At 43.2% G+C, this 25084-nt stretch carries 26 protein-coding genes; 11 read left to right on the top strand and 15 right to left on the bottom strand.

Features of this window, described 5'->3' with window-relative positions; translation table 11 throughout:
- Positions 1-261: 261 nt before the first annotated feature.
- Positions 262-588 (top strand): hypothetical protein, encoded by a 327-nt coding sequence (locus F8L24_RS07730; protein WP_294954102.1) that lies wholly within the window; start codon positions 262-264, stop codon positions 586-588.
- A 285-nt stretch (positions 589-873) separates the two neighbouring features.
- Here F8L24_RS07730 and F8L24_RS07735 read toward each other — a convergent pair whose 3' ends face one another.
- Entirely contained in the window at positions 874-2016 is a 1143-nt protein-coding gene (locus tag F8L24_RS07735) for a Fic family protein (RefSeq protein WP_294954105.1), read from the bottom strand.
- 274 nt (positions 2017-2290) lie between these two features.
- On the opposite strand from F8L24_RS07735, the gene F8L24_RS07740 reads away from it, so the two are divergent.
- From F8L24_RS07740 to F8L24_RS07755, 4 genes are all read left to right on the top strand, one after another.
- Complete coding sequence (locus tag F8L24_RS07740; RefSeq protein ID WP_294954108.1) at positions 2291-2518, top strand: hypothetical protein; 228 nt, start codon at positions 2291-2293, stop codon at positions 2516-2518.
- Positions 2519-2764, top strand: coding sequence for a type II toxin-antitoxin system RelE/ParE family toxin (locus F8L24_RS07745; protein WP_294954111.1), 246 nt, complete (start codon positions 2519-2521; stop codon positions 2762-2764). It begins immediately after the preceding gene.
- Positions 2765-2837: 73 nt separating this feature from the next.
- Entirely contained in the window at positions 2838-3104 is a 267-nt protein-coding gene (locus tag F8L24_RS07750; protein ID WP_294954113.1) for a hypothetical protein, read from the top strand.
- 4 nt (positions 3105-3108) lie between these two features.
- Positions 3109-4653, top strand: coding sequence for an AarF/UbiB family protein (locus F8L24_RS07755; protein ID WP_294954115.1), 1545 nt, complete (start codon positions 3109-3111; stop codon positions 4651-4653).
- A 6-nt stretch (positions 4654-4659) separates the two neighbouring features.
- On the opposite strand, the gene F8L24_RS07760 is transcribed toward F8L24_RS07755, so the two are convergent.
- Entirely contained in the window at positions 4660-5664 is a 1005-nt protein-coding gene (locus F8L24_RS07760; protein WP_294954117.1) for an alanine racemase, read from the bottom strand.
- A gap of 83 nt (positions 5665-5747) precedes the next feature.
- On the opposite strand from F8L24_RS07760, the gene F8L24_RS07765 reads away from it, so the two are divergent.
- The 3 genes from F8L24_RS07765 (at position 5748) to F8L24_RS07775 (ending at position 8261) form a co-directional block, all read left to right on the top strand.
- Positions 5748-6782: an agmatine deiminase family protein gene (locus tag F8L24_RS07765; protein WP_365937980.1), complete on the top strand. Its 1035-nt coding sequence runs from the start codon at positions 5748-5750 to the stop codon at positions 6780-6782.
- A 14-nt stretch (positions 6783-6796) separates the two neighbouring features.
- Complete coding sequence (locus tag F8L24_RS07770) at positions 6797-7693, top strand: carbon-nitrogen hydrolase (protein WP_294954120.1); 897 nt, start codon at positions 6797-6799, stop codon at positions 7691-7693.
- A gap of 67 nt (positions 7694-7760) precedes the next feature.
- On the top strand, positions 7761-8261 hold the full coding sequence (locus tag F8L24_RS07775) for a globin (protein WP_294954123.1): 501 nt from the start codon (positions 7761-7763) through the stop codon (positions 8259-8261).
- Positions 8262-8301: 40 nt separating this feature from the next.
- Here the strand turns inward: F8L24_RS07775 and F8L24_RS07780 are convergent, their stop codons facing one another.
- From F8L24_RS07780 to F8L24_RS07795, 4 genes are all read right to left on the bottom strand, one after another.
- Positions 8302-9186 (bottom strand): hypothetical protein, encoded by an 885-nt coding sequence (locus F8L24_RS07780; protein WP_294954125.1) that lies wholly within the window; start codon positions 9184-9186, stop codon positions 8302-8304.
- A gap of 112 nt (positions 9187-9298) precedes the next feature.
- On the bottom strand, positions 9299-9931 hold the full coding sequence (locus F8L24_RS07785; RefSeq protein ID WP_294954128.1) for a response regulator transcription factor: 633 nt from the start codon (positions 9929-9931) through the stop codon (positions 9299-9301).
- Complete coding sequence (locus F8L24_RS07790) at positions 9906-10523, bottom strand: NUDIX domain-containing protein (RefSeq protein ID WP_294954131.1); 618 nt, start codon at positions 10521-10523, stop codon at positions 9906-9908. The genes F8L24_RS07785 and F8L24_RS07790 overlap by 26 nt, the downstream gene beginning before the upstream one ends.
- Positions 10480-11769, bottom strand: a complete 1290-nt coding sequence (locus F8L24_RS07795) for a peptidoglycan DD-metalloendopeptidase family protein (protein WP_294954134.1) — start codon at positions 11767-11769, stop codon at positions 10480-10482. The genes F8L24_RS07790 and F8L24_RS07795 overlap by 44 nt, the downstream gene beginning before the upstream one ends.
- A gap of 148 nt (positions 11770-11917) precedes the next feature.
- Between F8L24_RS07795 and F8L24_RS07800 the strand changes: the two genes are divergently transcribed.
- From F8L24_RS07800 to F8L24_RS07810, 3 genes are read left to right on the top strand one after another with little or no spacing between them, the layout of a single operon-like run.
- Complete coding sequence (locus F8L24_RS07800) at positions 11918-12598, top strand: plasminogen-binding N-terminal domain-containing protein (protein WP_294954137.1); 681 nt, start codon at positions 11918-11920, stop codon at positions 12596-12598.
- Complete coding sequence (locus F8L24_RS07805; RefSeq protein WP_294954140.1) at positions 12598-13980, top strand: FAD-linked oxidase C-terminal domain-containing protein; 1383 nt, start codon at positions 12598-12600, stop codon at positions 13978-13980. The genes F8L24_RS07800 and F8L24_RS07805 overlap by 1 nt, the downstream gene beginning before the upstream one ends.
- 18 nt (positions 13981-13998) lie before the next feature.
- A complete protein-coding gene (locus F8L24_RS07810) occupies positions 13999-14820 on the top strand; it encodes a YihY family inner membrane protein (protein ID WP_294954143.1) in 822 nt (273 codons plus the stop codon).
- On the opposite strand, the gene F8L24_RS07815 is transcribed toward F8L24_RS07810, so the two are convergent.
- The 9 genes from F8L24_RS07815 to F8L24_RS07855 form a co-directional block, all read right to left on the bottom strand.
- Positions 14817-16076 carry a ComEC/Rec2 family competence protein gene (locus F8L24_RS07815; RefSeq protein ID WP_294954146.1) on the bottom strand — a complete coding sequence of 420 codons (1260 nt, stop codon included), beginning with the start codon at positions 16074-16076 and terminating at the stop codon, positions 14817-14819. The genes F8L24_RS07810 and F8L24_RS07815 overlap by 4 nt on opposite strands.
- A 60-nt stretch (positions 16077-16136) precedes the next feature.
- Positions 16137-17573, bottom strand: coding sequence for a replicative DNA helicase (locus F8L24_RS07820; RefSeq protein WP_294954149.1), 1437 nt, complete (start codon positions 17571-17573; stop codon positions 16137-16139).
- Positions 17574-17625: 52 nt separating this feature from the next.
- Positions 17626-18687 carry a flavodoxin-dependent (E)-4-hydroxy-3-methylbut-2-enyl-diphosphate synthase gene (gene ispG, locus F8L24_RS07825; RefSeq protein ID WP_294954152.1) on the bottom strand — a complete coding sequence of 354 codons (1062 nt, stop codon included), beginning with the start codon at positions 18685-18687 and terminating at the stop codon, positions 17626-17628.
- A gap of 160 nt (positions 18688-18847) precedes the next feature.
- Positions 18848-20713 (bottom strand): primosomal protein N', encoded by a 1866-nt coding sequence (locus tag F8L24_RS07830; RefSeq protein ID WP_294954155.1) that lies wholly within the window; start codon positions 20711-20713, stop codon positions 18848-18850.
- A gap of 4 nt (positions 20714-20717) precedes the next feature.
- Complete coding sequence (locus F8L24_RS07835) at positions 20718-21134, bottom strand: type II secretion system protein (RefSeq protein ID WP_294954157.1); 417 nt, start codon at positions 21132-21134, stop codon at positions 20718-20720.
- A gap of 44 nt (positions 21135-21178) precedes the next feature.
- Entirely contained in the window at positions 21179-22531 is a 1353-nt protein-coding gene (locus F8L24_RS07840) for an exopolysaccharide biosynthesis polyprenyl glycosylphosphotransferase (RefSeq protein ID WP_294954160.1), read from the bottom strand.
- Positions 22528-23295 carry a DUF4422 domain-containing protein gene (locus F8L24_RS07845; protein WP_294954163.1) on the bottom strand — a complete coding sequence of 256 codons (768 nt, stop codon included), beginning with the start codon at positions 23293-23295 and terminating at the stop codon, positions 22528-22530. The genes F8L24_RS07840 and F8L24_RS07845 overlap by 4 nt, the downstream gene beginning before the upstream one ends.
- Positions 23292-24431: a UDP-galactopyranose mutase gene (glf, locus tag F8L24_RS07850; protein ID WP_294954166.1), complete on the bottom strand. Its 1140-nt coding sequence runs from the start codon at positions 24429-24431 to the stop codon at positions 23292-23294. The genes F8L24_RS07845 and glf overlap by 4 nt, the downstream gene beginning before the upstream one ends.
- Before the next feature lie 68 nt (positions 24432-24499).
- A partial coding sequence (locus F8L24_RS07855; RefSeq protein WP_294954169.1) for a hypothetical protein occupies positions 24500-25084 on the bottom strand: 585 nt, incomplete at its 5' end.

Raw genomic sequence — 25084 nt, forward strand, 5'->3', positions numbered from 1 at the left:
AATTTCCCTTTTCCCTAAATGCGTTGAGCCTTCCCCAGAAGTGCGAATAAGTTTCAAGACGATTAGGGCATCAAAAACTTAGTTTTTGTATGACATAAACACATCTTGCCCTTTCTATTCAAACTAAATTTAAACAAATTAGGTTAATTTTAGCATATTCACCCCAAAAAGAGCCTCATAAGAGAAAAAATAAACTATAGTTTGCGATAGTTAGTCTTAGTTTGCTATAATATGCTTAATTTAACTTAATTGAGGTGAACAATGGCAAGTGTTAGAGGAATGCATAAAGTAGAGTTTTATAGCTCTCTAAATGAGATAAAAGAACTATACGATCAAGGGTATGTAGTACTGAAAATTCTCTATGAAGAGATGAAAAAACGTAAAGAGTGGGAGATGTCATACTGGAGTTTTTTGAAATACGCCAAAAGAGAACTACCACTCAAAAAGAGTACAAAAACTGAAACCAAAAAAGAGACACTAAAAAAAGAAGAGCCCGACGATGAACCACCCATCGCAAAAGCCAATTTTAAAACAGGTAAAAAATGGAATCCTCACACGGTAGATATAGATCCAGACAGAATATTGTAAAGGTAGAGGAGTTTATCCTCTGATTTTTTGTAAGAAAGGTTGATTTATTAACTATTTTATGCTATAAATAGATTGCAGATGAAGTTTCTGTCATAAAGTGTAATTTATTATGTTTTGTGACAGAAATGTCGTCTATTGCTGTGAAGCGGGGTTACGATTCAGAGCGTTTAGTAAGCCCTAGATGGTTGAATACTGTTATCGTCTCGCTTCCACTTCTTTTAAGACTCCCTATAAAATGTCACTACCCATGAATTACTTTTTTGAGGCTTTAGCACCAATCTAAAATTAATGGCTAGAGTGGTTAAAGCCCTTAACAACATACCTCACATTTCTACCAGCCGTTCCCTCTACTTGTTCTATGAGGTTTTTTGAGACCAGATCAGCGATGTCTCTCTTGGCTGTGGCTGTAGAAGTTTTGGCTATGGAGATATATTTTTTTGTATTTAGCCCACCCTCAAAACCATCTTCTCCTGCATCCAATAACTTATTGAGTACTTTTATTTGGCGAGTGTTTAATGAATACTCTCTTGCTCTATCCCAAAAATTGGCTTTTTGTATGGCTATTTGAACCTGCTGTAGTGATATTTCTATAGCTTTGTTTATCATATCTGTATGCCATGATATCCACTCTGTTATCTCTAAATTTTTGTTATACATGAGCTTTTGACTGTGCTCCAAAAGGTCATAGTAGCTCTTTTTATCCTCTACTATGGCTGTAGATATGGAGTAGTAACCATCATTTAATCCAAGCTCTTTTGATAATACATAGTTTGTTATTGCTCTTGCAATTCTACCATTTCCATCATCATAAGGGTGTATAGTCACAAACCAAAAATGGGCTATTGCAGCTTTAGTGCAAGGTTCTTCTGTGCTTGTGTTTACAAATGCCAAAAAAGCATCCATCTCTTTATCTAAAATATCTGGTGGTGGTGCGATGTAGTGTGTCTGTTCTCTGCCACCCTTACAGGAGACAACAGACATCTCCTCTTTTCTAAATTTAGCCACATTTATTTTATATAATCCACTATAACCATCAGGAAACAGTGTATTATGCCATCCATTGAGACGTTCAACTGTGAGCGGTGAATGATTTGTACTACTATCCATAAACATAGCCACAAGTCCATCTGTGTGTTTAGTAGAAGTATCTTTTTTTGTAACTCTGCCAGCCATCTTTTTTAAAATAGATGAACGAACACTCTGACGATCTAAGACCTCTCCTTCTATTTGAGAGGAGGTAACTATTTCATTGATAGAAGATTCCACTTTAAGAGCATTGCTTTTTTGAACTCCAAGCATGGTAAGTATGCCATCCAGTCTGCCACTATTTTGACTCACAGACAATAAGCTTTTACTCAACAGATCCTTATCGTATTTGAAATGAGGATAGTTATCATCTTGCCATATCCATGTTTTTTCATCTTGCATTTCTATCCTTGGTCTGTGTGAGCTGATTATTTCAGATAATCATATCATAATATGAGCTGATTGTCAAATTTAAGCAGCTCGAAGGTAGAATAACTCTTTATTTATCTTGCAGATTAAGAGGCAAGATATTTGAAGTGGTACATGAATTGGTACACGATTTAGAGCCTAGTCTCTCAAAGCACGGTGCAGAGGGGAAGTAAAATTCCCCTCACCTCCACCAACTTATGTTATAATTCTTACAAATACACTATCAATATAACTTCAAGGAGAAGTCATGCAAACACTACAAATAGATATTGCAGATGATAAATTAGATACATTTCTTACTATTGTAGGAAATTTACAAAAAGATATTGTCCAAGGTATTAGGCTTAAAGAGAATGGTTTAGACATAGAGCCTATCTTAACAGAAAGTCAAGATTTTATAGATATTCAGCTAGCAAAAAAAGAAAATAATCCCAAATACTCTATTGATGAAGCAAAAGCAAAATTGGGTCTGTAAATGACTGTCACCATTGATGATAAAGCCATAAAAGACCTCTCAAAAATTCAAAAATCAGATGCAAAAAAAATCTTATCTAAAATAACACTGCTAGAGAAATTTCCTCATATTCCCAATACAAAAAAACTAACAAATTTTGAACCGCCATTTAGATTAAGAGTTGGTAACTATAGAGTTCTTTTTGACATAGAAGATACGACACTGACTGTCTATAGAGTAAAACACAGACAAGAGAGTTATAAATAACCAATATCCAAATGCTAATTTTCATTAATTTAGAAATGTTATCATTAGAAATATACCAATAGGAGATATTATCATGTTAAAAGATCTATTTTATATTGGCCTGGGCGGTGCGCTTCTGGCCAAGGAAAAAGTCGAAAAAGAACTTAACGAACTGGTTGAGAAAGGCAAATTGAACAAAGAAGAAGCCCAAAAGCTGCTCGATAAGGCCAAAGCCAAGGGCGAAGAGGAAGAAAAGGAAGCCAAAACCAAACTCAAAGAAGCGATCCGTGAAGTCCTTGAAGAAATGGATTTGGCTACCAAGTCAGATATAGAAGCATTGCACAAAGAGAAGAAAAAGTAACTATTTGAACCTTTCACACTATTCTCCCCGACGGGTACAAAAAGTTTTTGTCTTTCTGCTGACAGTCTATCTGCTGATCAAAAAGAAAGACCGTTTTCTCTTTATAAAGCCGCTTTCTCCCAACGAACTGAGAGAGAGCATCAACGGACTCGGCGCGAGTTTCATCAAACTGGCACAGGTACTGGCAACAAGGGCTGATTTTTTCAGTGATGCCTATCTGAAAGAGTTGCGGTCACTGCACGATGAGATCCCTCCCATGTCCCGGCAAAACTTTCAAAAAGTCTATGATCGTGCTTTTGGGAACAGCGAACCCTTTGAACGCTTCAACGATAAACCCATTGCCAGTGCTTCCATAGGAGAAGTGCATGAAGCATGGCTCAAAAGCGGGGAACACGTAGCGGTGAAACTGCGCCGCTGGCAGATCGCCGGGCAGGTCAAGGCAGATATCCGGATATTGACACTTTTCAACCGGCTCTTCCGGCCGCTCTTTTCTCACTACACGAAAAACTCCATCGACTCCCTTATTGCCGAATTTTCCGATATGATCCTCAAAGAGACCAGTTTTCGCAATGAACTTTCCAACCTGAAACATTTCAGTACCGTCTATGGACAAAGCGGTGTTGTCTTTCCTGTTCCCTATGAACGATACTGCTGTGATGATGCCATTGTCATGAGTTTTGAAGAGGGGATACGCTTTGATGACAAAGAAGCCCTTCTGAAAAACAAGATCGATTTCCAGACAGCAATGAACCAGCTCATCTCCTTCTATACCGAGCAAATGCTGATCAACGGGTACTTCCATGCCGATCCGCACCCCGGCAATCTTCTGATCCGGCCAGACGGTCAGCTGGTACTGCTGGATTTCGGTATGGTCAAACGTATCAGCAATCCGGCACGTATCGCCATTATTGAAATGGTCAAATCTTCCCACGAGCAGGATTTTGAACTCTATATTTCCAGCTGTAAACGTTTGGGGATCATCTCTTATGAAGCACCGCAGGACCAAATGACCGAACTGGCGCAGAAAATGTTCGATATTTTCAATGACGATTCTCTGGATGCGACCAGTATGCAGGAACTTGCTTTCGGCGTGATGGCATCCATGCGGGATTTTCCCTTTAAACTACCGCAGGAAGCGATCTACATCATGCGGGCGAGTGCCATTATCGAAGGTCTGGGGACTATCTATATTCCCAATTTCAACGGGGTAAAGGATATTCTTCCCCTGCTCCAGAAAAATATTCCCAAAGCACTCGGTGCGGACAACGGCATTTTCGAGGCACTGAAAGACGAGGTGGGGGTGTTGCCGCTGACACTCAGACAGATTAAAACAGGAATACAGAAGATCAGCGAAGATGAACTCAGAATACATTTGAGCGAAAGACAGCTGGAGTGGCTCGAAAGCCGTATCAGCAGGCACATCGCTACATTCAAAAGCTCATTTGTGCTGATTGCACTGGCTTTTTTTCTTTTAATGCTCGACCCCTCCTACCGGAATGCGGCCATCATACTTTTTGCCATAGGTGCCCTCAGGCTGCTTTATAAATGAGCCGGACTATAGGACACTGCGTGTGATCAGCGGAGATAATGCAGTTGTTATTTCGTAGGAGATCGTTCCGAACTGCTTTGCTGCACTTTGTGCATCGTTCATAATACACAACACTTCTTTTTGTGATGCAAGACTGACAAAATCCATGGAAACACGCCCCAGTACAGGCAAACCTTCTGCTGTAAGATACGGCTGGCTGCTATTTCCCCTGCACCAGCCGTCGCCATAGCCCAGATCATAGGTGGAAACCTGCATATCACAGGGGACCTCAAAATCACCTCCGTAGCCGACCCGATCCCCTTTCTTGAGTCTTTTTGTCGCCATTTTTCTGGCATAGAGCGAAAGAACCGGTTTAAGTTCTGCTTTGTCAAAACTCTCCGGCAATTCATTGTAACCGTAGGCACCTATGCCCACCCGTACAAGATCTTCTTCAAAAGATTTGCTTCTCAATATTGCAGCAGAATTGTGTGAATGCATACGAAAGCCGGTAAAACCGGCTGCCTTGACTTTTGTTTTCACGTGCTCAAACTGTTTTTTCTGCCAAAAGAACTCGGAACCCGGTTCATCGGCACTCCGAAAGTGTGTCATGAGTCCGAAAAGTACCAGTTCTCTGTCTACTATGCGTTCCAGTGCCCTGTCCAGGTCATCTATCGCAATGCCGTTACGATGCATCCCTGTATCGACCTTGAGTTCCACACGCGAACCCTTCTGTGCCTTCTCAATATCATCAAGCGTATTGATCGCATAAGTACAGGTTTCGTCCGGCACTGCCTGACCGCCCAGTATCAGAACTGTCCGGAAAAGTCCTCTAATGACATTTGCCTCGTCTCTGTTTTTGACCACGGCATGTCTAATGCCGAATTCTGAAGCCAGCTGTGCCATGATCTCAAGTCCATGGCCGTAAGCATTGTCTTTGAGTACAATGGCGATCTTGTCGATTGAGCCGGTTTTTAGTGCAATTTGGTTAAGATTGTGACGGAAGTTGTCTTTATTGATCGTAATAGTTGCCATAGAGAATTATAGTTAAAAATTAAAAATTAAAAGTTAAAAACGCGTATTATTACCACACGAACCAAACAAGGAGGGGAAGCACAGTGAAAAATACGAACCTGACTGACCGGTGCATGATCGCCGAGTGGGAGAAACAATACGGTATTTTAATGTCTTTCCCGCATGAAGAGACAGACTGGTATGACCCCCTCATGCCCAAATCGCTCAACGAAGCACTCTCTCCTTTCATACGTATTGCGCAGGCCATTGCCTATAAGGCACCTGTCTACATTGTCTGTAAAGACAAAACAAAGATCGCATCCATGTTCTGTTCGACACGGAATATGACCTTTATAGAACTGCCGACCAATGATACATGGATACGTGACTACGGATACATCAGTATCAGAGAGGGAGGTGAAAAAAAACTGCTTGATTTCACTTTTAACGGCTGGGGCGGAAAATTTGATGCGCGGCTTGACAACCGTGTCAACAGGCTGCTGTACGAGAAAGGCTATCTGGGAACAACACCTCTTGAAACGATCGATTTCGTTCTCGAAGGCGGCTCCATAGAAAGTGACGGAGACGGCACCATTCTAACCACATCCCGGTGTCTCTGCAATCCGAACCGTAACAGCGGGTTGACAAAAAGCCAAATAGAAGAAAAACTGTCCGCATACCTCGGTACCAAACGTGTACTATGGCTCGATCACGGGTACCTGGCCGGTGACGATACAGACAGCCATATTGACACCCTGGCACGTTTTGTCAACAGAGACACCATTGTCTATGTTCAGTGCAGAGACCGTACCGATGAACATTTTGAAGCACTGCGGGATATGGAAGAACAGCTTAACACTTTTCGAACCGAGGAAGGAACCCCCTATCAGCTCATTCCTCTGCCCATGTGCGAAGCCAAATATGGCAAAAACGGTCAAAGACTGCCTGCTACCTATGCCAATTTTCTTATTACCAACGATGCGCTTGTCTACCCGACCTACAATGACAGAAATGACGAAAACGTTTCAAGCATTTTCAAGGCGATCTACCCAGAAAAAGAGATGATCCCCGTCAACTGCCTTAAACTCATCGAAGAGGGCGGAAGTTTACACTGCTCTACGATGCAGATAGCCTATTAGAAGAGGAGACCCCAATGAAAGTTGCACTGATACAGCATCCCTATTGCGGGAACAAGGCTGAAACCATTCACAAAACAGTGGAGATGATAGAAAAAACTTCTGCCGAACTTGTCGTACTTCAGGAGCTTCACCAGAATGAATATTTCTGCCAGAGTGAAGATACACGGTTCTTCGACTATGCCGAAGATTACCAGAATGATATTGCTTTCTGGGCCAAGATAAGCGCCCAAGAGAATATTGTACTCGTTACCTCCCTCTTTGAAAAAAGAACTGACGGTATTTACCATAACACTGCCTATGTTTTTGACCATGGCATGCTTGCCGGGAAATACCGTAAAATGCATATACCGGATGATCCGGGCTATTATGAAAAATTCTATTTTACACCGGGAGATACAGGCTTTGACCCGATTGATACTTCTGTTGGAAGACTCGGTGTACTTGTCTGCTGGGACCAATGGTACCCTGAAGCAGCACGTATCATGGCACTCAAAGGAGCGGAAATACTCATTTATCCGACAGCGATAGGATATCTGGAGTGCCCCAAAGAACGTCATGATACTTTATGCGAAAAAGAAAATACCCCCCGGGAAAAACAGAAAATGCTCGATGCCTGGATGGGTATACAGCGCGGGCATGCCATCGCAAACGGCCTGCCCGTTGTCACCGTTAACCGTGTCGGAAGCGAAAAAGACCCTTCAGGCATGCGTGAAGGTATCCGGTTCTGGGGGAACAGTTTTGTGTTCGGAGCACAGGGAGAATATTTGGCCCAGGCCGGAAACGAAGAAGAGATCCTTGAAGTGGAGATCGATATACATGCCGGCAAGGAAATCAGAAAAATATGGCCGTTTCTGCGTGACAGACGCATTGATGCCTATGCGTGTATTCAAAAACGCTTTTGTGATGACTAATATCTTAATGGCACATAAACCGACCCTACGATATAATCCTCCCAAATATTGAAAATAAGGAACAGTCATGTCACTGGATATTACCCCCGTAGAAAAAGGGAAAGCCGTTCATTTTAAAAACCCTCCTATAGCATTTTTCAATGCCATTGGCAGAGAAGAAGGGATGAAGGAACTCATGTATGATTTTTATGACAAAATCTATGAAAGTGATATCGCCCATTTTTTCCCTCAGGATGAAAATGAATTTGAACAGGTTAAAGAAAAAAATACCAAATTTTTCATACAGATCTGCGGAGGACCTAAAGTCTATGAAGGGGAATCGGGGGGAATGGATCTGAATGAATATATGATCCGTATACATGATGATTTTTCCATTACTGAAAAATCACGTATTGAATGGCTGGGAACCATGCGCGAAGCACTGAGAGACAAAGCAAAACACGTAGATCAGGAACTGATCGAAGAATTTTGGGACTATCTTGAGAATTTTTCCAAACTGACAGTCAATACTTTTTCAGACGGAAGTACCTATTATGCTGCCTATACACAGGCAGACGAAGAGAACTAAGGCCAATCACTCCCCGGCAGTGAAGCCGAAGTGATTCTCTTTAGTATTTTGGCATATCAGGATTTCCTGGCATGTCCGGGTTTCCTGGTTCCGTTGTACCGTTCGTATCCGGTGTTCCCGGCATATCATGAGGCATTTTCTTGATCATTGTATCCTGGTCAATACCCAATTCTGCCGCTTTGCTTCTTGCTTTTTCCGCCAAATCATAGGCATCTGAGGCTTTTGCGTTCATAATAGTATCTATCAGGGAACTGATCTGTGACTTTAAACTATCGGGTGTGATTTCCAGGATAAGAGAGACCAGACTATCTGCTTTCCCGCTCACATCAACTTTTTGAGCAAGATCTTCAAAGAATTTAATCGTATCTTTCGGATCTATTGCTTCAGCACTTTTTTCAAGGACCAATGCTACTTTTAATGCCGTCGTGTTTCCGTCATTTGCCAAAGTAATGATATTTTTCTGCATATCGTCATAGCTGAGTCCGACGATATCTTCCATCTTTTTCATCTGATCACTGCCATACTGCATTTGTTCATGCATCAGAGTGGTAAGGGGTGTAATATTTTGGGAAGTACCGTTTATGTCTGCCATCAATGTACCCTTAAATGCTTCGCCGGACTCTTCATCGACACCATTCACCGCAACCAGTGAATAGTTTCCGTTCATCTGATTTGAAGATACATTTAACTGATATTTTCCATTGCCGTCCGTAGTGGCTGAAAGCTCATTGTCACTGCAGTTTCCGTCTCTGTTCAAATCAAGACAGACGGTAGCACTGATCAACTCAGGGTCAATCGCTTTACCTGAAACCGTGACATCTTGTGTAGAAACAGCGGCACCGTCAGAACTGCTGCTTCCTCCTCCGCATCCGACGATGCCGAAACTTGCTACAAGTGCAGCTGCAATCAAACTTGTTTTCTTCATATTTTATCCTTTTTTAATTTGATATGCAAAATTGTAGCAGAAAAAGATTACTTAACCATTACCAAGCGTTATTATATTTATAATTTATAGACCATAGAGAAAGATCCCAGTCTTATTCTCTTTCGATCATATATCCCTGACCTCTGACATTTTTTATTTCGATCCCCAGTCTGCTTTTCAGCTTGGCAAGATTAACCCTTAATGCATTTACATTCGGCTGTTCCAGCATATCCATCAAAGTATAGCGGTCTACGATCTTGTCTATATGGGTAATCAACGCATGAAAAAGCTTCAACTGTATTGTGCCTAATCCCACAGTTTTTCCGTCTTGCCGCAAATGTTTCGAATGGGGATCATAGACAAGGTCTTGGTAGTAGATCAATTCATTTTTCTCAAGATAATGGCTTTTGATACGTATGACCAGTTCTTCAGGGTCAAAAGGTTTTTTAATATAATCATCTGCACCGATGTCAAACCCTTTCGCCAAAGAAGCCATATCCGTCAATGCGGTAATAAATATGGCAGGGGTATCATCCCCTGACTCTTTCAGGGCTTTTAGTATATCAAAACCATTGATATCAGGCACATTGATGTCTAAAATATAAAGATCATATTTTTTATCGAAAGTATGCTCAAAAACTTCTTCTCCGCGATGAAGCATATCAACACTGAAACCTTCTGTTTTCAGGTACTCGCTGAGGCTTTCGCACAAAATACGGTCATCTTCCAGTAACAGAATTTCCATTTGTACTCCTTGCATACCACCACATAAAGGCAAACATCAATCCCGGTGTTTTCGCAATATTCTCATCCAATATCAAGTCGGCTGCTTCCTGTGTCGGCAAGACGATCACTTCGATCACTTCCCCTTCAATGCCTCCTCCCTCCGATACTTTCATGCTCTCGTCAATTTCGGTATAGTAGAGTGTCTGTCTGCTGCCTGCAAACCCTACAGAAGTATAAAAAGAAGTGATTTTGACGATCTTCTCTACCGGTACAGCATATCCGCACTCCTCTTCTATCTCTTCTTTGGCTATCTGTTCCAAAGAAAGATCCTTGTCCACAATACCTGCACACAGTTCAACCGTCATTCCATCATGGTTGTTCATATACACCGCAGGCCGAAATTGCTGTACCAGAATAAAGGCATCACGTTCCGTATGATAAATAAGTATCGCCACACTGTCATGTGCTTTGACAATCTCCCAGGATTTTTTTATACCGTTCTGTTCATATGCTGCCCGTGCGGTCGTAATGAATTTGGGATCCTCAAGCGGTTTGAGGGTAAATTTTTCAATCTTGTTCTGCATCTTTAAATTTCTTTTTATCATTGACATATACCTTGCCTCTATATATTTTGGGCCAGATGTAGGAAGGTGTATCCTGCAGCAGATATGCTTTCAGCTTTTCCCTGTTTTCCGCTGTCCCTTTAATGGTCACACTTTTATATCTGGTTTCCGTTACATTCTCATACTTGGTAAATTTCTTTAGCATCGATGTTCTGATGGACTTCTTTCTCAAATATTTCATCGGGTCAACCCAGCGGCCGTTCTTTTTCAATCCGAAATGAAGATGCGGTCCGGTACTTCTTCCCGAACTGCCTACATAACCGATGATCTGTCCTTTTTTGACTTTCTGTCCCCGCTTGACACGCATACGGCTCTGATGGGCATAGAACGACTCATATCCGCCGGCATGCCTGATCTGCACAACCCGTCCGTAACCGCCTTTCCATCCGGCATAGCTCACTGTCCCGTCATTGACTGCCAACAGCGGTGTACCGCGGCGCGCACCGAAATCGGTTCCGTGATGCGGGCGGTAGCGATGCAGAATCGGGTGCCATCTTCTGTAGGAAAAACTTGAAGTGATCCGTGCATGCCGCAAAGGCATTCCAAAAGTCGATCCTTTACTGCTTACACGTCTGCTGTAAGTCACTTTTTTCTTTCCTGTTACAGTGTATGCAACCCGCTTGCCTGTCTCTTTGTAGCCATGTCCGTCTTCATCCACATAAATGAACTGGTCGATCTTTTTTGTCTTCACTTTCATGACTTTGATCTCCGGCATACAGTAAGGCAGCCCCAGTCTGCTGCGCTGTACATAGATAAAAGAGATCAAATCTCCCTTATGGAGTTTTCTGGTATCAATGATACCACGCAGTGCCTGGGCAGCCTTTTTGGCCACACTGTCGCTATGAACCGCTTTTTTTGCATCGTCATAAGGATTTGAACTGATCTTTACCTTGGCGAAATATGTCTGGGTTTTATAGACGATAGGGATAATGTCAAATGTATATCTGCTGCCCCCTGGCTCCTTGAAAAGATGTATCTGCATTTCTTTACTGATGGGGATCAGTGCCTGTATCAGGGTTCCGTCGTCATTGAGGAGTTCATAATATACGTAATCCTTCTGGATATCGGAGAGATATTCCTGATCTTTGGGTGAAACAGAGTCAAGCACTGCTGTTGAAATATTGTGTTCCCCGAGATAGTCGGAAAAAGTAGTGTTTTGACTCCATATTTTTCTATTGATCTTCATACCAAAAGAAAAATTGAATACTAAAATGATCAATATAAAATACTTCATACCGCTCCATACCCCTTATTTTGCCAATATTATAGCCGAAATAAACTGATGGTGGCCTCCTCTTGGCGCACAAAGCTTCATGCGATACAATCAGACTTTTACTCTTTTGCCTGTATAATCAACGTTAACTATTTACTAAAGGATAGCTATGATCAGAATAGCATTGATATTGTTTACCGCCCTGCCTCTTTTTGCAGGCTTTTTTCCCTCTACCGTACACACAGCCGTTGCCTCGGTGAAAGGAGATACCATTACCCTCCGTTCTTCATTTCCTGCCAACGGTATGAGCGGTGTCGTCATACACAGCTACGGACATGACCTCCGGGCGATCACTGCCTATGTTGCCCAAACTGCAAAAGGTCGCGCAAAAGTGATCAGCAGAGATATCATCCACCACGATGAACTTCCGACGATCAAAACACCTGTCCGTGCCGGAGACAAGATTATAGGAGGATATCTTTACAATAATGTCATGCTGCTCGCGCCGGATGCCGATACGTATGCAAAAATCACTTCATCCTATGCAAAAAACTGGATACATCCGGATCTTTTTGCCATTTACCTTTCCAAAAGAGGAGACGGTTTCCCCACCAGGGAAAACCTGAATTCATTTGCAAAAGCCTACCAGATAGGACTGATAGCCATTGCCCGAAAAAACACGCTGGTGCTTATGGATCCGATCTCGGGAAAAATCATCAGTAAAAAAACGCTCTCCAACCTTCCGGCCAAAGCACAGTTCCCTTTCTATATGCATTTCAAGGAGATCAAAGAAGGGTGGTTTTCAAAAAGCGGCTCAGGCAGCTATTATCAAACGATGGAGGCACTGTAGTGCTTGATCCCAAACATATTGAAAACCTTCAGGAGATCGTAGGCAAAGAGAATGTCTACAGTGACAAAGCCCATATGATCGCATACTCCTACGATGCAACACGTACCCGTTTTGAACCTGATGCAGTCGTATTTCCCCGCAATGAAGAAGATGTCAGCCGCATTCTGGTCTACTGCAACCACCACAGTATTGTCATCACCCCGCGCGGTGCAGGTTCCGGCTTTACAGGAGGGGCACTGCCAACCAGCGGCGGTATCACCCTTGCCATGGAAAAACATATGAACAGGATCCTTGAGATCGATATGGAAAACATGGTTGCCGTCGTACAGCCCGGAGTGATCAATATGGACCTTCAAAAAGCCGTTGAAGAGATCGGGCTTTTCTATCCGCCCGATCCAGCCAGTGAAGCATATTCGACCCTCGGAGGGAATGTCAGTGAAAATGCCGGCGGTATGCGTGCCGCCAAATACGGTATTACAAAAGACTATGTCATGGCACTGCGCGCTGTCCGTCCCAACGGGGATATTATCCGTGCGGGAAAACGTACTATCAAAGATGTCGCAGGCTATAATATAGCCGGTATTCTCATCGCTTCGGAAGGTACACTGGCTGTCATCACCGAGATCACGGTCAAACTGCTTCCCAAACCGAAATTCCGTAAAGCCTATATGGGTATCTTTCCTTCTGTAGATGATGCTATGAATGCCGTATTCAAATCACTTGCCGGCGGTGCAAACCCCGTCGCCATGGAATTCATGGATGCACTCGTGGTGCAGGCACTCAAAGAGAAGCTCGGTGTAGAACTCCCCGAAGAAGCCGGCGCCCTGCTCATCGGTGATGTGGACGGGAATGTCATCGAAGAAGTCGATTTTCAGCTGGAAATCCTCCAGCATTCGTTCAAGAAGAACGGCGCGCAGGATCTTGTCGTAGCACATACTGAAGCCGAGCGGGACAAACTCTGGTATGCCCGTCGCAATGCATCCCCGGCCATCACCATTTTCGGCAGTAAAAAGCTCAATGAAGATATCTCTGTTCCAAGAAGTATGCTGCCCGAAGCGCTGAAACGCATCTATCAAATCGGTGACCGCTATCATTTCAAAGTTCCCTGTTTCGGCCATGCAGGAGACGGCAATATCCATGTCAACGTAATGGTGGACGGCTCGGACGAGGAACAGCTTGAAAAAGGCCATAAGGCCATAGAAGAGATCTTTGAACTGGTGGTTGAAATGGGCGGCACGCTCAGCGGTGAACACGGTATTGGTACAAGCAAAGCACCTTTTATGGAAATTGCATTCAACCCTGTAGAGATTCAGCTTTTCAAAGATATCAAAAAAGCTTTCGACCCGAACAATATTCTCAATCCGGGAAAGATGGGTCTTTAAAACGAAAAAGGAGAGAGTATGCTAGCCAATACGCTTCTTAAAGAATATTATGTCTTTGTCAGAGACTTTTTCAAAGATCTTTTTGATGACAGACTGGGCTATTATGCTTCCAGCCTCAGCTGGAATACTATTTTTTCCATCATCCCCCTGCTTGTCATACTGCTCTATTTTTTTACGACACTTCCTCTTTTCCAGGAAATGTACGACAAAGTACAGCAGCTTATTTTTGCCAATCTTATGCCTACACAGTCCAAAGAGATCATGGAGCATATCAATACCTTTATACACAACTCCGACAAACTCGGGATAGTGGGTGCCTTTTACGTCATTTTTGCCGCCATCATGTTCTTTAAAAGTTATGACTATATTGTCAATGATATCTTTGAGCTTCCCAGCCGGGGAATACTCAAAAGCATCAAAACGTATTTTCTCCTGATCGTTCTTCTGCCTACCATGATAGGGGTATCTTTCTATGTTTCCAATTTGATCCAGGGCTATCTCAACAAAAGCAGTATCACCAGTATGATACACCTCTATTCCATCATTCCCTATATCATTGTCTGGGGTGCCTTTTACATTGCCTATCAACTCTCTGCCAACACCCGTATCCAAAAACGTGCCGCACTGATAAGCTCTTTTATCGCGTCGCTGATCTGGTACCTTTCCAAAAGCGGCTTTATCTTTTATGTCATATACAACAAAACCTACACTTCCGTTTACGGCAGCATCAGTACCGTACTTTTTTTCCTGCTCTGGATCTATATCTCATGGGCTATTTTTTTGCATGGTCTGCGCTTTTGCTATCTTCTTAACAAAAAAGGGGATGTCGACAAGATTTAGCCTGAAAACAGATAGAACGCATACAGCAGCGCTGCAGCGGCCAGGGCATAAAATGCACTGCGGTATTTGACAGCCAGCAAAGAAAGCAGCACATACAGACCGCCTGCCCAGAGAGGCAGGAAATGCTCCTGTGCATCTGCGGGGAGTTCAAACAGATGCAGCAGTGCACCATCGAGACTTCCGCCCATGCCTGCCGTATGCAGCAGCATTGCCAGCGGATAGAATGGAATGAAAAGGATGGACAGGAGCGGGGAAAGCAGCTGATAGGAACTTGTCACACCAAAGATCATATGTACCACAGGAAGCATCAGGAGGAAGATACCTACAGGAATGACCAGCAGCGTAATAAGCCATTTGTTCCAGTGTTTCATATAGTGCAGCAGCAGGAAAATATAGAAAACACCGCAAACAGAAAGCCAGAAAGAGACTGAAACACACAGGGAAGGGAAGAGCACAAGCAGCAGTGCCGCTACTGTTGCAAGAAAAGGAAAGCTGATCAGCTCTATGCCCATCAGCAGAACCGCCCACCCTGCCAGCATCATGGCATAGGAGCGCAGCAGAGAGGGAGGCGAACCCACAAACCACAGGTAAACCCCCAGTATCAGTACGGTTAACAGCCCTACATCGAACAGGGCATACCGGTGCGGGAAATAGCGCTGCTGGAGCGGTTTATAAAGCAAAAGAAAAAAACCGTAAAGGATCGCCCACAGGATACCCAGGTGAAATCCGCTCAATGCAACAAGATGACTGACTCCAAGCAGTGCGATCTTTTCCCGCAATATCTTCGAGAGAGGTGCAGCAAAGAAAATGGCATTATAAAACGAAGCGATAGAAGAGGTATGATGCTGTGAAGCAACTTTTTCGAGTAAAGCTGTTTTCACTGAAACAGGCATATTTTCATGTTTTCCGATCCTGCTTTTAACATAGAAACTGCCGAGGTAGCCGGCAAAAGTGATTTTGGAGGAAGGAAATATTTCTACCCGTATACGCTGATGTGCAAACGGCTCTGTACTGTGTGTTGTCGTATAAAAAGTCAGCCCCTCATCACTGTGCAGCTTTAAGACCTGATAACGCCGTTTCCCCTTTGTTTTTGTATAGGCATTCAGGACAACCGCATGGGTAAAATAGAACGGCTTGGCGATAAATTCCGTGTAATTCCGATATTCCCATCCGAGTCTGAGGCAGAACAGCAACAGAAGAAGGGTCATGGTCCATACAAAACTTTTTCCTGTTTCAAAAAGTTTTGGTTTTTCCATAGGGTATCCTGTTTTCTTATTTTCGTACGTAGTTACAGACCCTGCAAGGCATAGAGATATCTATATGGGTGGCATATCTACAGAGATATTTCCTGTATTCGCAGGAATGTCACGGTCTTCGTAGACTACTTCAAATGCCGGAGAGTGCGTTGCATCTACAAAGCGCGTATACTGCTTCTGGAAGACAAGATCCACGGTACCGGTAGGTCCGTTTCTTTGCTTTCCTATGATGATCTCTGCTTCCTCTTCCGATTTTTTTCGGAAATCGGACGTATATTCTTTGCCTTCCGCTTTTGCTTTCATCTCTTTTTCTTTCTCTTTGGCTTCACGGTAGACATCGTCACGGTAGACAAAAAGAATAATATCGGCATCCTGCTCGATCGCACCCGATTCTCTCAGGTCTGAGAGCATTGGACGCTTATTTTCTCTTGCTTCGAGTCCACGGTTAAGCTGGGAAAGTGCCACGATGGGTATTTGTAATTCCCTGGCCAACTGTTTCAAGCCTCTTGATATTTCGGAAACCTCCTGCTGTCTGCCCTCTTTTCCTTCCCCGCTCATCAGCTGCAGATAATCGATAATCGCAACAGAGATCTCCGGATGCTGCGCTTTGAGTTTGCGCAGTTTGCTTCGCACATGGTGGATGGTCGCATAGCCGCCGTCATCTACAAAAAGTTTCTTCTGCGACAGTTCATCCGTTGCAGAAGAAAGCTGTGTCCACTGTTCATCACGCAAATCCCCCACTCTCAGTTGCTGCAGAGGAATGGAAGTTTTGGCCGAAAGCAGACGCAGCATCAGCTGTTCTGCCGGCATTTCCAGCGAGAAAAAAGCCACCCCTTCATTTCTTTCAATGGCTTTCAGTGCCATATTGAGTACCAGGGCAGTTTTCCCCATCGCCGGCCTTGCCGCGATGATGACAAGGTCCCCTTTGCCGAAGCCGGAAGTTTTATCGTTCAAGTTCTTAAATCCGGTATCTGTCCCGATCAGTTTGGAATTCCCGAGTGCTTTGAGACGCTCTATCTCATCCATCATGGACAGCGTGATCTCTTTGGATTCCCTAAAATCTTCATTGGTATTGTTCTGTGTGATCTCATAGAGTTTTTTCTCCACCAGATTCATCACTTCTTCAGCAGGCAGATCATCCTCTATGGTCACCTTTTTGATCTCGGTTGCCAGCGTCGCCAATGCACGTTTGCTTGATTTTGCCTTGATCTCCGTCAGATAGGCAGCCGTATTGGAAATGGGATTGGCCGAAAGCAGTTCAAGCATTGCCACTTCATCGAATTTGCCCATACCCTGGAGTTTTGTTTTTAAAAACTCTTCATCAATAGGTTTTTCTTCACGGCTGAGTTCTTCCATGGCAAGAAAAACATGCTGGTGAAAAGGAAGATAAAAATCATGCGGATTAAGCTTTGCCGCGATCTCTTCATAAATTTCAGGATCAAAAATAATTGCAGAAAGCACAGCACGCTCTATGTTGAGATTGTACATGTTTTCCATTTAGCATACCTCTGTATTGGCGTAGGGTGTTGTACCCCTGCAACACCTTGCATTATTTATTCTTTTCTGCAAAACGCTCCACCTCTTCTACAAATCTGTCAACCAATTCTCCCTCAGGCAGCTTGGCAACCACTTCCCCCTTGACCATTACAAGTCCGCTGCCCTTGCCATAGGCGATCGCTACATCGGCATGTTTGGCTTCGCCTATAGCATTGACCACACATCCCATTACACTGACATCCATCGGAGTTTTAATGTGTGCTGTCCGTTTTTCCACTTCTGCCACGGCAGACACAAGATCTGCTTCAATACGCCCGCAGGTAGGACAGGAGATAATATTGAGCCCTTCCTGTACCCGTCCGCTGTCTTTGAGAATCGCCTTGCCTACTTTGATCTCTTCTTCAAGTTCACCCGTAATGGAAACACGCATCGTATCGCCGATGCCGTCAAGCAGCAAAGTACCCAGACCAATCGCCGATTTGACCGTGGCATGGAAAATGGTCCCTGCCTCAGTCACACCCAGATGAAACGGATAGGGATTTTTGGGCCGGAGCATTCTGTAGGCTTCGACCGTTCTGTCAACATCGGATGCTTTGAGCGAAACTTTGATGTCCGTAAAACCAAGATCTTCCAAAAATTTGATGTTGTATTCGGCAGAAGCGACCATCCCCGCAGCCGTCGCACCGTACTTCTGATCGAACTCTTTTTCCAAAGAACCTGCATTCACACCGACACGTATAGGCAAATTACGCTCCTGACATGCTTTGACGATTTCTTTAATACGGTTTTTCTCCCCTATGTTTCCCGGATTGAAACGAATACAATCCACCCACTTCGCCGCTTCAAGTGCCAGCCTGTAGTTAAAGTGTATATCCGCGATCAATGGCAGAGATATCTGCTCTTTGATCACTTTGAGTGCCAGGGCATCTTCCATCTCGGGCACAGCCACTCGCACCATATCAGCTCCGGCAAAGTGCAATCTGTTGATCTGCTCTACTGTTGCAGCCACATCTCGTGTATCACTATACGTCATTGACTGTACGGAAATAGGTGCATCGCCACCTATGGCAACATCACCAACATAAATTTTTTTTGTTTTTACTCTTGGTTTCACTTTTAACCTTCGTTATAATTGTTTTATTTTATCGAAAATAAATTAACCTGTAGGTGTGGCCGTGTCACACGTCAAAACAAAATGGTTACGGAAATGAATGTTTTGCATTTCAGATTTCCGTGTATGCATATTATGATCAAAACGTTTGGCATGGCCAAACCTACGAAAATTCGACCGGGTCCATATCGATCTCGATCTCTCGGCAGTCCACGGCATGCAAAGCTTTCAACAGTGGCACCCTGCTCTTTGCACGCAACAGAATATTAAAGCGGAATTTGTTTGCTATTCTCTCAACCGGGGCTTTGCCGTGTCCCACGATCTCCACTTCCTCAAATGCTTTGAGTCTGGTTACAGTATCGAGCGTGATCTTCCCTGCCCTGGCTTCATCTTTATGTGCGATCAAAATACGTGCTATCGATGCAAAAGGAGGATACTGCGCCATTTCCAGAAAGGTCAGTTCATCTTGAATGAAATCCTCATAATCATGCAGATAGCTTTTAAAAAATTCAGGATCGTTGGTCTGCACCAGCACCTCAGCCTGTTTGGCACGTCCACTCCGGCCGGCTATTTGAAAAAGCAATGCCACGGCACGTTCTCTCGCCCGATAATCGGCTAAACCCAAAATATGATCCAGTCCCATGATCACAGAAAGCGTAATGTTGGCATAGTCATGTCCCTTGGAAAGCATTTGTGTGCCCAGAAGCAAATGGCTCTCCCCACTTTCAAAACGTTTCAGTGCCTCTTTGAGCTTTTTTGCCGTGGTAATACTGTCTTTGTCGAACTGTTCTATCTGTATGCCTTCTATGGCACTACCGATCACTTCTATCGCTTCCTGCGTTCCCATACGTTCGCTCTTGAGCGGCGTATGCCCGCAGTAGGTACAGGTATCGACAATGGCTTCAGTGAAGTTACAGTAGTGGCATTTGAGATGCCGGTGCTTCCTGTGAAGGGCCATCCCCACGGAACAGTAGGGGCACAGATGTGTCTTACCGCAGCGTTCGCAGTATAGGTACTTAAAATTCCCTCTCGTAGGCAGAAAAAGCAGTGATTGGTTCTTTTGTACATAGTTCTCCTGCAAAGCCCTCAATATGGGTATATTGATGCTGTCACCATTAATGAAATGATACTCTTTTTTCCTCTCTACATAGGGTTTTTCCAGTTTGACAACATCATACTTGTAATAACTCGTTGTCGAAGGCGTTGCGGAAGCCAGCACCACTTTCGCCCCCCGTTTCTGCCCCATCAGCACCGCTACATCACGCGCATGGTAACGCGGTCTTGTCTGCGCCTTGTAGGAGTCGTCATGCTCCTCATCAACCACGATCAGCCCAAGATCATGCAGTGGTACAAAAAGCGCCGAACGCGCACCGGCAACGATGCGTATTTCCCCGTTTTCGATCCCTTTGAGTATCTGTTCTTTTTTCTTTTTGGTGATCTTTGAATGCCACATCGCCACGGCATCACCGAAATAAACCTTCAAGCGTTTTTCCATTTGCGGCGTAAGCGATATCTCCGGCATCAGAAAAATAGAGCTTTTCCCTTCTTCCAGCATTTTGGCCATTAAAGAAATAAAAATTTCTGTTTTTCCCGAACCGGTAACACCGAAAAGCAGGGCTTTGTCTTTTTGCAGGAGTTGATTGTAGGCGTGTTGCTGTATTGTGGATAATGTAGGGGCAATCCCTTGTGGTTGCCCTCGGTCCGCTCGAGCATCCATATTGGGGTACCCGCGAAGGGCACCCCTACGGTAGGATAAAAATAACGAGATCGCCTCGGAAAACGAAGAGAAATAATACTCGGAAATGAACTTTGCTATCTGCATTTGTTCTTTCGTGTAGCATCTATCGGTCACAGAAAGAATTTCAGCAGTTTCAAACTCGGGTTTTTCAACCTCCCCTGTCACCACGGCCTCTTTGACCGTTGTTTTGAGCGGTACAGTTACTACACTCCCTTTTGCTAATTTATGTTGTGACTGATAGGTCAGATTAGGCGCACTTGACCTTAAAAGGCATACTTCCAAATAATACAATAAATTAAAAACTTCCTGTCAATTTGTTTCCGCCTAAGGTAAATGTTGCTTCACCGCCACCCGGTTTTTCAAATTTATATGTTGTGGCGTTTGTTCTCTTCCAGCACGATTTTCCGCCTGAAGAACAGTTTTTAACAGGATATTCCAAAACCGGGTGTGCACTGTCACCATCAAAATATCTAAAGGCATAGGTACTATCTCCCAGATCACCGATTGCAGTAAAATTCCCTCTCAGTATCCGTTTTTGTCTTTCTGTAGCAATAGAACTTCTTACCGAAGCCAATGTCGATCTCGCTTTTGACATAATGGCATCATCTCTTGTAGCGGCTAATTTCGGAATCGCTATCGCTGCCAGAATCCCTATCACAACAATCACAAAAACCAATTCTATCATTGTAAATGCTTTTCGTATATTTTTCATTTTTTTTCAACTCCATTTTAGTAATTATACCATAGATTTTTCCGTTAATAACTTCCCTTTTTCAGCACGACTACGACAATTGTTTTCATTAAGATATTGAGATCCTGTTCTATCGACCAGTTGCGTACATACCAGGTATCCAGCTGCACCCTCTCGCCATAGTCCACATCGTTGCGCCCGCTGATCTGCCACAAGCCGGTAATTCCGGGTTTTACTGCCTTGAAATAGTAAAAATATTCCCCATATTTGCTGATCTCGCTTTCCACAATGGGTCTTGGTCCGACCAGGGACATTTCACCTTTGATCACATTGATGAGCTGAGGCAGTTCATCAAGAGAAGTTTTGCGCAGGAATTGACCTATTGGGGTAATACGCGGATCATGCTTCAGTTTGTGTTCCTGCTCCCACTCTGTCCTGAGTTCCGCATCATTTTCAAGAAGTTCTTCCAGTATTTTCTGTGCATTGGGATACATCGTTTGAAATTTATACACTTCAAATTTCTTACCGTCTTTGCCTATGCGGGTGTGTTTAAATATCGGATTCCCCTTGGTAGCAGCGAAGACCACTATATATAGAATCAGGAGTAAAGGAGCAGACACAACCAGCAAAAGTGTCGTCACAATAAGATCAAAGATCATTTTGAATGTTTTATCTACAGGGTTCAGTAAATTGTTCTGTGTACTGAATGCAAGGCCCCTGTGGTTGACAGAGGTAAATACTTCAGCATTGATCAAAGGCATTTTAGTCATTTTGGGCAGTACGATCACACGGTTCACCCGGTGCTGCAAATATTCCATATAATAAAAAACCTGTTCTATCCCGTCATTGTCTATGGCAACAACGGCCGTATGGTATGTATGACTGTCCAGTGCTGTTTTAAGGGATTGAATATTCTTCTCTTTTTCATCAACCGAAATATTTACCCTAATGTCGTATCCAAAGGCATTGTCTTTTGTAAACCATTGCTCGATGTTCCTGAAACCCGGATGATCGCTCACCACAACAATGCCTTCCCGCAGCCAATCAAACTGCATCATATATCGTTTTATCAGATAAACCCATATCGGCAACAAACTGTTCAAAAGAAAAAAGATCATCACATAGGCACGGGAATAGCTTTCTGACTCTTTCAGCAGAAATATGATGGAAAAAATAGTAATCAGTGCCAGGACATTGGCTTTGATCAACAGGTATGATTCGTTTGAACTGACCATTCGACTGTGAAAAAGTTTAAAATAAAAATAGAAAAACAGATAGACGCCTATCTGCCATACATATTTTTGTATCGGGTGGTCGGAGATATGGCTTATGACCACTGATGCAATAGCATATGCTATGAGAAGATTCACTGTCAACAATAGAGAATACAGTATGATCTTAAAGAGTGTAAATTTCATTTAAAATACTTTCTTTTTAACATTTTCACAGCCTTTAAAAACAGGTTTTCACCCTCTGTATTGACCACTTTTATCTCTTTTGTTTTCATGGAATGGTGCAACAGCCACACAGTGAAGAGCCGCTCAGACAAAAAACCGAAAACTCTGCGCTGATAGCTATCATACCCTGAAATATCGATGCGTTCTTCAAGCTCAAAAAGAATGGGGAAAAGCCATGCACAGTAGGCATTGAAGTCTTCCGTTCTCATTACAAACATATTATACAGATACAAGCTTGTCTGCTCCATTATATTTTCAAATGCATTCAGATATTCAGGTGATCTTTCTTTTAAAATGCTTTTCAGTACATCCAAATCTTTGCTGTAGTGCGCATGTGCATAGTGGTCCCCTACGGTCTCGATATAGTATTTTCTTTTTTTAGGTACGATCACATCATAGTCATCCAATATCGAGGCGATCTCCTTTTCACTGAGGATATGGTACTTTCCGAATACTGCACTGCCTGAAAAATAACGCCGGTAATGCACCAGTCCACAAAATTCACTTTCTTTAAAAAAACGGTTTTCCCAGGCCCAGTAGAGTGCTGTCAATTCGGAAAAAGAACGATTTTTTGCAGAAATATTCTCTCCTGAATCATCTTTGAGGTACCCATAGTCCTCCTGTACCAAACTTTTCCCTACCTGAACAGGAACATAGATTGCGCTATCGGGAAAATCATACGGCTTGTGGGTTGCGACAAGCATCTTTACCTTCGTCCGGCTCACGTCAATTCCTCAAATATATCCAAGGCCCTTGCGACAATATCATCCATATCATAATATCGGTACTCTGCCAGTCTTCCCAGCAGTATCAGGTTGTCTATTTCCTGTGCCAAAGCAGCATAACGTTCATACTGTTCTTTGCTATCCTCTGTAGGCATAGGATAATAAGGAATATTCTTTCCATTGATGTAATTTTGCGGATATTCTTTGAGTATGGTTGTCTGAGGACTTTTAACAGGGTGAATATGCTTAAACTCGGTAATACGCGTATACTCATGCTCATTGGGATAATTCACTACTGCATTGTCCTGACAATATTCCTGATCGCACACTTCAAATCGCAGATCGAGAGAACGGTAAGGCAAGACACCATAACAATGGTCAAACAGGGCATCAAGCATTCCCGTAAAGATCACCGTCCCTTTAAAACGCTCTCCTTTATAATAAAGTTGTTTATCAATGATCTTCAGTGTCTCAAGAGCATCTTCTCCCAGAGCAATAGAAATATTCGGATGGTCCAAAAGTGTTTCAAACAGTCTGGTATAACCACTTTGGGGCACAGCCTGATATGTGTCCTGAAAATAATGCGTGTCATAAGAGGTAAGTACCGGTACCCTCGCTAAAACAGCCGAATTGACCTCGCTTGCCGGAATACCCCACTGTTTGGCAGTGTAATGTACAAATATCTTTTCATATACATACTCTCCCAACGCTTTGAGCTCTTCATCTTCCGCTTCCCGCAGTTCCAGGACTGAAACCTTGCTACCTTCGCCGTAGCGTTCGATCAGTTTGGCTTTGAGTACATCTGCTTTCACGTCGTCAAATACCTGGTAAAGTGTTGTAAAACTGAAAGGGATCGCAATATCCCGTCCATCCACATGCGCAACTACCTTGTGCCTATAGTTGTGCCACTGTGTAAACCCGGAGAGATATTCATATACAACTCTGTTCTCTGTATGAAAGAGATGGGGTCCATACCGATGTACCAGCACGCCACTGCTATCTACTTCATCATAGCAGTTGCCGCCTATATGCGGACGCTTTTCGATGATATGCACTTTTTTATCGCACCGAGAAGCAAGCCTTTCGGCCATTACGGAACCGGCAAATCCGGCACCTATTATGAGATAATCTACCACTCCTCAACCTTTTAAACAAGCTAAATGAGGTGTAGTATATCCCATCCGGCACACCATGTCAACAATATTCATTTTTCATAGCTCGACTTTGATGGAAGTATCCTATCCAGCGTTTGGCCAATTATCTCTTTGCCTTTCACAAAGTCATCATCACTCATAGCAAAAGATTCATCATTAAGACACACAAAACGATATTTATTTCGCAAAAGAGTATCACTTATTTTCTGGATATTTTCCAGGTTTTGTAAATTCTGGATCATAAAATCATTTTCATAGTACGGTACAAACTTACCTGATACTAAGTGCCAATAACGAAATAAATAGGCTGTTATACCACTTTTATCCCTAAATCGCTGTGATATTGTCATACCTACTTCATCTTTGCACGCAGCAGTTGCTTCTGCCCAAATACTTTTTAAGAATGGCTGTGCCTGATGATAATGTTCAAAATAGTGATATTTTCTAAATAAATTTGATATATGATTTTTTAAATTACCTACAAATCCATATTCTTTATTGTAGTAGCATTCTTGACAATTTCTTATACTTTCTTGTTTGTCAAAATTTTTATTTATCAACTTGACATTATTATTAAGATTATATCTCCATGCTACATTCGAAAAGAAATTATAATATATCCAACCTCTCCGAGG

Source organism: Sulfurovum sp., from assembly GCF_015493435.1.
Classification (GTDB): Bacteria; Campylobacterota; Campylobacteria; order Campylobacterales; family Sulfurovaceae; genus Sulfurovum.